Origin of the sequence: Methanosphaera sp. A6, assembly GCF_001729395.1 — an archaeon.
GTDB classification, from domain to species: domain Archaea; phylum Methanobacteriota; class Methanobacteria; order Methanobacteriales; family Methanobacteriaceae; genus Methanosphaera; species Methanosphaera stadtmanae.
Genome location: NZ_MAIF01000020.1, coordinates 1 through 10,496, shown reverse-complemented (window position 1 = coordinate 10,496; position 10,496 = coordinate 1). Strand labels below are relative to the sequence as shown.

Genomic DNA, 10,496 nt, shown 5'->3' with positions numbered 1-10,496 from the left:
AAAGATAATAATAAAACAACATATAAGAAAGAAAAGTCAAGTGATTTAACAAAAAATACTGAAAAATCAATTATAACAGATAATAAAATAACAAATACTGAGAAATCATCAACTGATATAAAGAGTGCTAATATCCAAGATAAAAGCATTAAAACGGTTGATAAATCAGTTAATTTGAAAAAAGAATCTGTAACACACATAGTTACTAATACAACATTCAATGACTTCTTTAATAATGGTACTTTAACAGATAAAGTTAATGCTGGAGATACTTTAGATTTTCAGGGACTATTTAGAACTACAAATACTACAAATTATACAATGCTTATTACCAAACCAATTAATATGATTTCATCTACACATGATTCAAATATCTCACTAAATTCAACAAGTAAGGATTTCTTTGGAAAAGATTCTGGTGATTCAGTTTCATTCTATACTGGAAGTAGTGGAAGTAATGTTACTGGACTTTATTTCTATAATACACAAATATTTGTATGGACTGCATCTAACATAACCTTTGATAATATAACTAAAATTACTGAAAATCAAAAAATTGGTGGTGGAGTAGGAAGTTTCTCAATAAGAGCAAATTCTACCTATATAACAGTTAAAAATAGTTATTTTAAAACAGAAAATAGTCATGGACACAGTACTCTTGTAGGAGCATTAGCATCATACTGTACTTTTGATAATAATACAATTCAAGGTGATGGTATGATTGGTAACTTAATATACTTTACAACATACAATATTGATGTTCATGATATATATCATACAAATGAATATAATAGAATTACAAACAACAGACTATCTGCTGTAATTCCTCAATCAATATGTTATGCTATAGTAACCAGTGGTTGTCATAACTTAATTGAAAACAACACCATCAACTATAGAGATGGTATGGGTATTACAATACAATGGGGTAGTGGTGCTGGTGAAGGTGAAGGTTCTGGAATGCCTACCTTTGATAATATATATAGAGGTAATGTTTTATTAAATGGAACACATTTCAATCCATCATCTAACAGTACTGTAGTTAATAATAGTGTTGATGGAAACACATACTTAAACAATAATACAATAGCATATAACAATACATTTAATAGCTTAGAACCAATTGGTATAATAACAATATCTAATTCAACAATAAATAACTTAACATTTAGGAAAACAAGTCTAAATAACTCAGTTATTGTTGAAAATTCCAATATTGGCTCAGTTAAATTCCAAGCAGCATCATCAGGATATAACACACAAAATATCACATTAAAAAACAACAATATCCTTGGAAACATGATAGTATCTGAACTTAGTGGACGTGTAAATAATATAAACATAACATCAAACAACATTACAGGTATTCTAGCATTTGGAGATAAGAAAAACCAAGTTATAACAAATATCTCAATAATAAACAATAGAATTATATCACAATTAAATTATACAGTTAAAACTACACAAAAATCAGCAAATATTACAATAAAAAACAATGCTTTATTTGCAAAAGATGTTTATGGTAATGATGCAGTGTTAAATGGTGCAAAAGAAAAAGAATCTATTATAATATTAAATAATATGCCTACAGCTAATAAAACAAATACGACATTAACATTAGACTCCTTTGAACCTGTAAAAATTAATAAAACATTTACAATTACTGGAAAATTAACAGATAACAATTCAAATGCTATAACAAATGCAAACATATTATTAATATTCAATGGTGTTGCTACTGTTGTAAAAACTAATAGTGAAGGAGTATACTCTCATGACTATGTGGTAGATAATTTTGAAGAAAATACTTTAATTGTTAGTGATTATGATAATGGTGCTCTAAATGCAACATATGTATCTGTGAAATTCAATGCAACAAAAATAAACACACAAATAACATTAAATCCAATAGAAACTCCTGTAATAAATTCTAATATGATAATTTCAGGAAAACTTGTAGATGTAGATGGAAATATAATACCAGATACTACTGTTGCATTAAATATTAATAATAATACATATGATCTTTTAGTAGATTCAAATGGAACTTTTGAATATGTATATAATGTAAATAGTATTGAAACAATTAACATTACTTTATCATATTCTGGAAATAATTCATATAATCCATCAGTTAATGCAACATCTGTTAATGTAAGAAAAATTAAAACTACAATAACTGTAACACCAATTAATGAATATATTGGTGAAAACATCACATTAACTGCTAATCTTCTTAATGAATATGGAAATCCAGTAACTGGTGGTAACATAGTCTTTAAGATTAATGGTAAAACATTAAGAACAGATGGAAAATTTAATAGTGACATGCCACCTATGAAGTTTTCAGTAGTAAATGGAATTGTAACATATACTTTAAATGCAGAGTCATATCTATGTAATGCTAGAAATATAACAGCAACTTATAGTGGATCTGGTATTTATGAGGAATCTAGATCTTCAGCAGTAGATATAAAACTTAATAAGAGAATTGCATTTGTAAATTTAACTCTAAATCCATCAGTTGCAAAACAAAATGATAATATTATATTTATGGTGTCAGTTAAAGATATAACACCTAATACAACAAATACAATTGTTAAAAATGGTAAAATGATCTTTAAAATAAATGGTAAAACATTAAAAGATGAAGATGGTAACATAATAATACTAAATGTAACTGAGGGTATGCTTAACTTTACATATAAAGTTCCACTAGGATTAGCAGCAACAGATAATGCTAATAATATAAGAAATTACATGGTAGAAGCAGTATATAGTAATAAAATATATACTTCCTATACTAAAGCTAATACAACTTTTACTTTAGAAAAATCAGATATATCATTTAATTATGATATTGTAACATATAATACAACAAGTAAAAAACTTTCAATAAAGGCAAATCTTACAGATTATATGGGTAATCTTGTTGTCGGTACTAATAAAATCTGTATAAAAGTTAATGAAAAATCAATAATGGATGAAAATAATCAAATAAAATACTTCATGATAAACAATGGACAAATAGATCTATCAGATATACAACTAACAAATAATATGGTAAATTCTATAACACTAGTAACTGGTCAAAGAGAAGCATACAACGAAGTAAGAAATACAACAACAATAATTGAAAATAAACCATGATATTGGTTTACTTTCTTAATTTTTTTAATATAGGATGGAGAATAATAAGAATTGTTGTAGTAATTACATTTAATATGTAACAGATTTTTGATGACTTATGGGTTTGATTTAAAAAGTAAAAAAGGAATTCTCCACCCTCTTTTTATTATTTTTATGAAATACAATTTTTTTTTATGAAATACAATATTTAATTTTAAAATAAAATCATTTTTTTTGTGTTGTCTGAATTTCAAAATGGAAAAACAATTATTCCTCCATATAAAGTACAGTAGGACAATGATATGTATCAATTAGCATAGAAAACTATTAATAAATAATCCAAATAAATCGACCAATATATATAATTAAACAATACTAAGACTAAATTTTTAATTTCCTTAACAATAACACCTTTAAAATGTAAATTTATGTATCAGGTTCTATGAGTATTGTCTCTATAATTGGCATACATTATAATATATAACAGCACTATAAACAGCACAAATCATAACAACTCCATCTCCACCAAAACCAAGATAATTATCAGGTATGTTAGATAAGATAAGACAATTAATAACCATACCTTAGGATTTTTCAGGGTATATTTAAAGGCATCAACAAGTGTTTAATAAGTTCATTAAATAGTTTTATTCATAGATGATTTCTACTAGTATATTTAGTTAATCTACTTTTTTTTTATTAAATGGAAATCTTTTTCCAGAAAAAGAAGATAATATATTCTTTTTTTTAGAAGTTAATGAAAATACTAAAATAATGCATGGAGTATATACATGTAAAGTATTAAAAATAGGTATTTATGATAGTTGGTTGGATGTATATTTATGATAGTTTAATTGGGTGTATATAATTAACTTATTTAATATAATCTTTTAGGTAATTTGAAAATCAGTTACTTTTCTAAAAAATCAGATACATGATATATATCAACTATTTTAAATACATGGATAAAAACTTTTTCTCCAATTAGTATTAAAAGCATATGACTATGCCTATTTTTAGAAATGTATTTCATAATTGCTTATTTTGTTATTCATTACCAAAAATTATAATAGGAATTTTAAATAAATTATTAATTAGTTTAATTTTAATAAAAAAAATATAAAAGGAGGATAAAATGGAAATATCGGATATTATACGGGATGCATTCTACTATCCAATTGACAACTATAAAAGATGGTTTATGATAGCAGTAGTATATGCGATATTGTTGTTTATATCACAATTTGGTTCATATATGAGTGTTAATTATCTTGCAGGTAATACTAGTATCATAATAATTACTTTGTTAGTTTCAGTTATAATTCAACTTATATTAAGTGGATTCATGGTTTCAATTTCAAAAACAACACTTAATAAAAATGATACTATTACAAAGTTTAATTTAGAAAAAGATCTTCTTAATGGAATTAAAAAGGTTATTATAACAATTTTTTATGTCTTAATTGCTATAATAATTACATTGATACTTGCAATACCACTTGGTTTATATTCTAATATTGCTAAGGTTACATCAATTCTAAGTTCTATGCCTAGTAATTATCCAACATTTTTTGTACTACAATCAATACCTCCAGAGACATTTAAAGCTCTTGAATTTAGTCTTGGTAGTGTAATGGTTTTATTTGGTGTATTACTCATAGTAGTTTCAATATTCTTATTCTTGGCTCAAGTAAGTCTTGCAGAAACTGAAAGTATTATGGCCGGATGTAATATAAAAGCATTGTTTAATAAAATGAGACGTATAGGATTAGGTAAATTTCTAACATGTCTTGTAATGTATGCTATTATAATGTTTATATCATTGGTTCTTGGAATGTTTGTAGTAGTAATACCTATATATGGAGTCTACATATATTACTTTATAATAGTTTCATTCACATCAATATTTTCAGCTAGACTAGCAGCTTTAATATATATGGAAGGATAATAAATATACTTCTTTTTTCTTTTTTTAGTCTTAAATTATCTTTTTCTAAGTTTAAACTTCTTTTTGATTCCTGTTTTTATTTATCAACAACTATATAACTTATATTAAACAAATTATATATTAATAATAAAAATAAAAGGAGGAAAAGAGTTATGGATGTATCAGATATCTTTAAAGAAGTATTTAATTATATTATGGAAGAACATAATAGAAAATCTATTATAATCATAGCAGTACTTTGTTTTGTCAGTACTTTTCTAAGTAATATTGATAATGGAAATGGTTCTCTAATTAGTTTACTATTAGTACTAATAATTACTATTTTAATATATGGTATTGGAATTTCTATTATTGAATCTACACTTAAAAATTCAAATGAAATACCTAAACTAGATCTTAAGAATAATTTTCTTGATGGACTAAGAAACTATATTTTAACTATGGTATATGCATTGGTACCTATTATTATTACTATAATAATAGCAATACCATTAGGATTATATTCTAATTTCTACAAAGTAGCTCTTGTTGCAGAAAAATATCCTGTTGGAACATCAGCTGATGTGATAATGCAAGCACTACCTAGGGATGTAGTAATGTCTTTAGGAATAGCTTTTGTTGTTTGTATGCTCATAGCAGTAGTACTTTTAATTATAAGTATGTATTTTAATTACATTGCACAAGCACGTCTTGCAGAAACTGGAAGTATTATGGAAGGACTCAATATCAAAGAATTATATAATAAAATTAAAAGTATTGGTGTGGGAAAATATACAATATTTTTCATTATATTAGGAATACTTAGTAATATAATTACTTTTATTGGTGTTTTCATAGATGCATATATTCCTATACCTATTATGGCATTAATTTATAATACAGTTACATTTTTATTAATGTATAGAGGTATTGGATTAATTTATATGGAAGGATAAATTATCCTTTTTTCTTTTTTTTTATTTAGTTAAAGAAAACTTACAATACTATTTTTTGTATCATGATTTCTTGTTACTATGTTTATCAAATATTTGGTGTTGTTTTGTATAATATATCTATTTTTATAGGATAAAATAATTGTCACACACCCTAAAATTTATTAAATCCCACAAACACTCAAACAATACACATATCACTATCAGTGACCATATACATATAAATAAATATAGGAAACTATAAATAGAATAATATATATTATACCTTTTTTTACCTACAATTAGCATGTAAAAAATAATTTAATATATTTTAATAAAGTGGAGCGTTAAATTAATGAATAAAAAAATAGGGATTATAGCAGGAGTAATAGTGCTAATTGCAATAATTGCAGCAGTACTAGTATTTACTGGTGTAATTAACACAAATGGAAATACAGGTCCAAACGACAATGTATTAGTTGTAGGATTTGACTCAGAATTTCCACCATACGGATATAAAGATGATAACGGTGAATATGTTGGATTTGACTTAGATCTAGCACAAGAAGTATGTAACAGAAACAACTGGACACTTGTAAAACAGCCAATAGACTGGGATGCAAAGGACAGTGAACTATCCTCAGGAACAATAGACTGTATCTGGAATGGATTCACAATAAATGGAAGAGAAGACAAATACCTCTGGTCAAAACCATACATAGACAACAAACAAGTAATAGTAACAAAATCAAACTCTGGAATAAACTCACTAAGTGACCTTAAAGGAAAACAAGTAGAAACACAAAAAGATTCCTCAGCACTATCAGCACTAGAAGGAGATCAAAAACCATTAGCAGACACATTCAAACAACTAGTACAAATAGCCGACTACAACACAGCATTTTTAGACTTAGATGCAGGAACATGTGATGCAGTAGCAATGGATATAGGAGTAGCACAATACCAAGTAAACTCCAAAAGTAATCCAAGTGACTATAAAATACTAGATGAAGAAATATCCTCAGAACAATATGGAATAGGATTTAAAAAAGGAAATGAACAACTAAGAGACAAAATACAACAAACACTTGATGAAATGGAAGCAGATGGAACAATAGCAAAAATAGCAAGTAAATATGATAGCTATGGAGTACCAGGATCACTTATAAAAAACAACAACACAACAACCAACACCACAAACTAGAAAGGCGTATCTAAAATGTTACTAACAACAGTACTAACAGAACTAATGGGTGGATTAATAACCACCCTAGAAATTTTTATACTAACACTACTATTTGCAATACCGCTAGGACTAGTAGTAGCATGGGGAAGAATGAGTAAAATCAAACCCATACAATGGATAATGAGAATATATATCTCAGTAATGAGGGGAACACCACTCATGCTACAGTTAATAGTGGTATTTTTTGGACCATACTACATACTAGGAGTAAGTACATCCAGTAGCTACAGACTAATAGCAGTACTAATAGCATTCATAATAAACTATGCAGCATACTTTGCAGAAATATTCAGAGGTGGAATAGAATCCATACCAAAAGGACAATATGAAGCAGCACAAATACTGGGATATACAAAAATGGAAACATTTTTCATAATAATACTACCACAAGTATTTAAAATAGTACTACCATCAATAACAAACGAAGTTATAACACTAGTAAAAGACACATCACTATCATTTGTACTGGCAATACCAGAACTCTTTACAGTAGCAAAACAAGTAGCAGCATCAGAAGCATCAATACTAGCACTATTTATAGCAGGAATATTCTACTACATACTAAATGCAATAGTAGCATTTATAATGGAATTACTAGAAAAGAAACTAAACTACTACCAATAGAGGCAAAAACATGACACTACTAGAAATAAAAAATCTAAAAAAAAGCTTTAACAAAAACACAGTACTGGAAGATATAAGCTTACAAGTAGAAAAAGGAGAAGTACTAGCAATAATAGGACCATCAGGAAGTGGAAAATCAACACTTCTTCGGTGTATAACAAAACTAGAAACACCAGATAGTGGAGAAATAAACTTCGATGGAACATTTGGATTAGTATTTCAAAACTTCAACCTATTTCCACACCACTCAGTCATGAAAAACATAACAAATGCACCAATAAAAGTACAAAAAAGAAACCCAGAAGAAGTATACAAAGAAGCAGAAGCACTACTTGAAAAAATGGACCTACCTGATAAAAAAGATGCATATCCATGTGAATTATCAGGAGGACAACAACAAAGAGTATCAATAGCTCGAGCACTAGCAATGAATCCAGACATACTCTTCTTTGATGAACCAACATCTGCACTGGACCCAGAACTTACAGGAGAAATACTAAAAGTAATAAAAGATCTTGCAAGTGAAAAAATGACAATGGTAATAGTAACACATGAAATGAACTTTGCAAAAAAAGTAGCAGACAACATAATATTCATGGAAAATGGATACATAGAAGAACAAGGAACACCAGAAGAAGTATTCCAATCAAACAATCCAAGAATAAAAGAATTCCTAGGAAAATTCAATGACTAAGGAATTTAAAAAAAATAGTAATGGGAGAAAATATCTTTTTCCCATGAAACACACTTTTTCTATTAAAAATTATTTCAAGATGATCTTATTCTTATTTTATTAACAAATAGTTATTATTTATATTAAATACTATTTCAATTTCACATGATCTTATTCTATTTTTAATTCAAAGTGTATTAACTGCAATAAGACAACAATTTCAATTTCATTATGATCTTATTCTATTTTTCTTAATATTATTTCTGTAGGTAGTAGTATTTAAATTTCAAATTCATTATGATCTTATTCTATTTGTAATAAATAACTAAAAAGAAATGTTATAACCCTACATTTCAATTTCATTATGATCTTATTCTATTGAAAGAAGATATTATTAAAGAATATGGTTTAAGTAATGATGTTAAACAACAGGATTATATTTTACAGCATATTTTAAAAGAATTAAAAACACATTTCAATTAACTAACACGATATAACCACCACTCCTATTTTTCAATAATTTAATTACTTCAGCACTAACTTATTTTTTTGAATGAAAATAATTATTTTTTTGAAGATCATAAAATATTTTTTTTAAAAATCTCTGTAGTTCTTTTTTCGTTCAATTATCATTACTATTTCTATTATTGGTTTAGTAGTATGAATATAATATATTATCCTGTGCGTTCCTGATTTCATACGTTTACATCTGGGACATTTAGAACTTTTTATATTAATATTTGCTGAGGTGTAGGGATTTTGTCTTAGTTTTTCTAAATCTTCTTTTAATTTATTGTAATCGTGTAAGTTTTTCTTTTTTGTTTTTTTCAAGTCTTTTAAGGCGTGTTTAGTGTATTGTAGTATGTAATTCATAGTACACCTTGTTTTTCCAATTCATCTAATTCTTTATCTAAATTATCAGTATCTATTGTGTATGTATCAGTATTATCTCCTTTTTCGAATTGGTCTATCATTTTATTGCAATATTCAGCTTCTTCGTCAGTTAGGTATTCTTTTTCTGTGTATTGTTGAATTAATGCATTATATATTATGTCATTGTATGATTTATTTTTAGGACAAATTTTAGTTAATAATTTATGTGTTTTTTCACTTACTTTTATTGATTTAATTAAAACCATAGTTAAAACCTCCTTATTGTAATATATTACTTTGGTAAATATAATAGTTTCTACTCAGTAGAAATAGTAGAAACAGTAGAATATACATTTCAATTTCATTATGATCTTATTCTATTCAGAGTATTCATTGTCTTCCGCTATTTCTTTTACCAAATTTCAATTTCATTATGATCTTATTCTATTAAAAATATGATAAAAATGATAATATATGAAAGATATCATTTCAATTTCATTATGATCTTATTCTATTCTCTTCAAGAAATTCATCAACTTCATCTTCTACATCATTTCAATTTCATTATGATCTTATTCTATTATGCTTGAAGATATTCATAATTAAATCGGGTAAGAGTATTTCAATTTCATTATGATCTTATTCTATTTATTACTACTGATACAAGTAATTTAAAAATGTATCGATTTCAATTTCATTATGATCTTATTCTATTATGAAACAAAACTTCTTCATGACCTTGTAGATGTTAAATTTCAATTTCATTATGATCTTATTCTATTATTATTTTCTATAATTCTTATTTCTTGTTCAACGACATTTCAATTTCATTATGATCTTATTCTATTTACTGTTTTTGTTGTTGTTCCATTTGTTATTTTTATATTTCAATTTCATTATGATCTTATTCTATTTTTCATGGAGTAATCCGTCCATACCTGTACTAACACCATTTCAATTTCATTATGATCTTATTCTATTTTTACATCTTTCAGTTGGTTTTTCATGGTTTGCTTCATTTCAATTTCATTATGATCTTATTCTATTTTCAGCCATTGTTTTAAATGTACAATAACTTATACGATTTCAATT

8 protein-coding genes, 1 pseudogene and 1 CRISPR repeat array are annotated in these 10,496 nt (G+C 26.2%); of the genes and pseudogenes, 6 read left to right on the top strand and 3 right to left on the bottom strand.

The features are described 5' to 3' along the window. A pseudogene (locus tag A9758_RS00710) lies at nt 1–3,150 on the top strand (hypothetical protein); the annotation flags it as partial. Between the two features lie 434 nt (nt 3,151–3,584). Here A9758_RS00710 and A9758_RS07690 read toward each other — a convergent pair. Next, nucleotides 3,585–3,710 (bottom strand): hypothetical protein, encoded by a 126-nt coding sequence (locus tag A9758_RS07690; RefSeq protein ID WP_255359963.1) that lies wholly within the window; start codon nt 3,708–3,710, stop codon nt 3,585–3,587. A 554-nt stretch (nt 3,711–4,264) separates the two neighbouring features. Here A9758_RS07690 and A9758_RS00705 point away from each other — a divergent pair. From A9758_RS00705 to A9758_RS00685, 5 genes are all read left to right on the top strand, one after another. Beyond that, nucleotides 4,265–5,077, top strand: a complete 813-nt coding sequence (locus tag A9758_RS00705) for a DUF4013 domain-containing protein (RefSeq protein ID WP_069776308.1) — start codon at nt 4,265–4,267, stop codon at nt 5,075–5,077. Nucleotides 5,078–5,229: 152 nt separating this feature from the next. Next, entirely contained in the window at nt 5,230–6,012 is a 783-nt protein-coding gene (locus A9758_RS00700; RefSeq protein WP_011406548.1) for a DUF4013 domain-containing protein, read from the top strand. Nucleotides 6,013–6,343: 331 nt separating this feature from the next. Beyond that, entirely contained in the window at nt 6,344–7,192 is an 849-nt protein-coding gene (locus tag A9758_RS00695) for an amino acid ABC transporter substrate-binding protein (RefSeq protein WP_011406547.1), read from the top strand. A 15-nt stretch (nt 7,193–7,207) separates the two neighbouring features. Then, nucleotides 7,208–7,858: an amino acid ABC transporter permease gene (locus A9758_RS00690; RefSeq protein WP_011406546.1), complete on the top strand. Its 651-nt coding sequence runs from the start codon at nt 7,208–7,210 to the stop codon at nt 7,856–7,858. A gap of 10 nt (nt 7,859–7,868) precedes the next feature. Then, nucleotides 7,869–8,552: an amino acid ABC transporter ATP-binding protein gene (locus A9758_RS00685; protein ID WP_011406545.1), complete on the top strand. Its 684-nt coding sequence runs from the start codon at nt 7,869–7,871 to the stop codon at nt 8,550–8,552. Nucleotides 8,553–9,125: 573 nt separating this feature from the next. On the opposite strand, the gene A9758_RS00680 is transcribed toward A9758_RS00685, so the two are convergent. Both A9758_RS00680 and A9758_RS00675 read right to left on the bottom strand, forming a co-directional pair. After that, on the bottom strand, nt 9,126–9,404 hold the full coding sequence (locus A9758_RS00680) for a type II toxin-antitoxin system RelE/ParE family toxin (protein ID WP_011406544.1): 279 nt from the start codon (nt 9,402–9,404) through the stop codon (nt 9,126–9,128). Further along, nucleotides 9,401–9,670, bottom strand: a complete 270-nt coding sequence (locus A9758_RS00675; RefSeq protein ID WP_011406543.1) for a hypothetical protein — start codon at nt 9,668–9,670, stop codon at nt 9,401–9,403. Before A9758_RS00675 ends, A9758_RS00680 begins: the two co-directional genes overlap by 4 nt. Nucleotides 9,671–9,756: 86 nt before the next feature. Continuing rightward, nucleotides 9,757–10,451: a CRISPR direct-repeat array (repeat unit 30 nt; unit sequence ATTTCAATTTCATTATGATCTTATTCTATT). Nucleotides 10,452–10,496 lie beyond the last annotated feature (45 nt).

Excerpts from the sequence above, each read along its gene's own strand:
- A9758_RS07690 (WP_255359963.1), bottom strand. The coding sequence starts at position 3,710 with ATGGTTATTAATTGTCTTATCTTATCTAACATACCTGATAATTATCTT.
- A9758_RS00705 (WP_069776308.1), top strand. The coding sequence starts at position 4,265 with ATGGAAATATCGGATATTATACGGGATGCATTCTACTATCCAATTGAC.
- A9758_RS00700 (WP_011406548.1), top strand. The coding sequence starts at position 5,230 with ATGGATGTATCAGATATCTTTAAAGAAGTATTTAATTATATTATGGAA.
- A9758_RS00695 (WP_011406547.1), top strand. The coding sequence starts at position 6,344 with ATGAATAAAAAAATAGGGATTATAGCAGGAGTAATAGTGCTAATTGCA.
- A9758_RS00690 (WP_011406546.1), top strand. The coding sequence starts at position 7,208 with ATGTTACTAACAACAGTACTAACAGAACTAATGGGTGGATTAATAACC.
- A9758_RS00685 (WP_011406545.1), top strand. The coding sequence starts at position 7,869 with ATGACACTACTAGAAATAAAAAATCTAAAAAAAAGCTTTAACAAAAAC.
- A9758_RS00680 (WP_011406544.1), bottom strand. The coding sequence starts at position 9,404 with ATGAATTACATACTACAATACACTAAACACGCCTTAAAAGACTTGAAA.
- A9758_RS00675 (WP_011406543.1), bottom strand. The coding sequence starts at position 9,670 with ATGGTTTTAATTAAATCAATAAAAGTAAGTGAAAAAACACATAAATTA.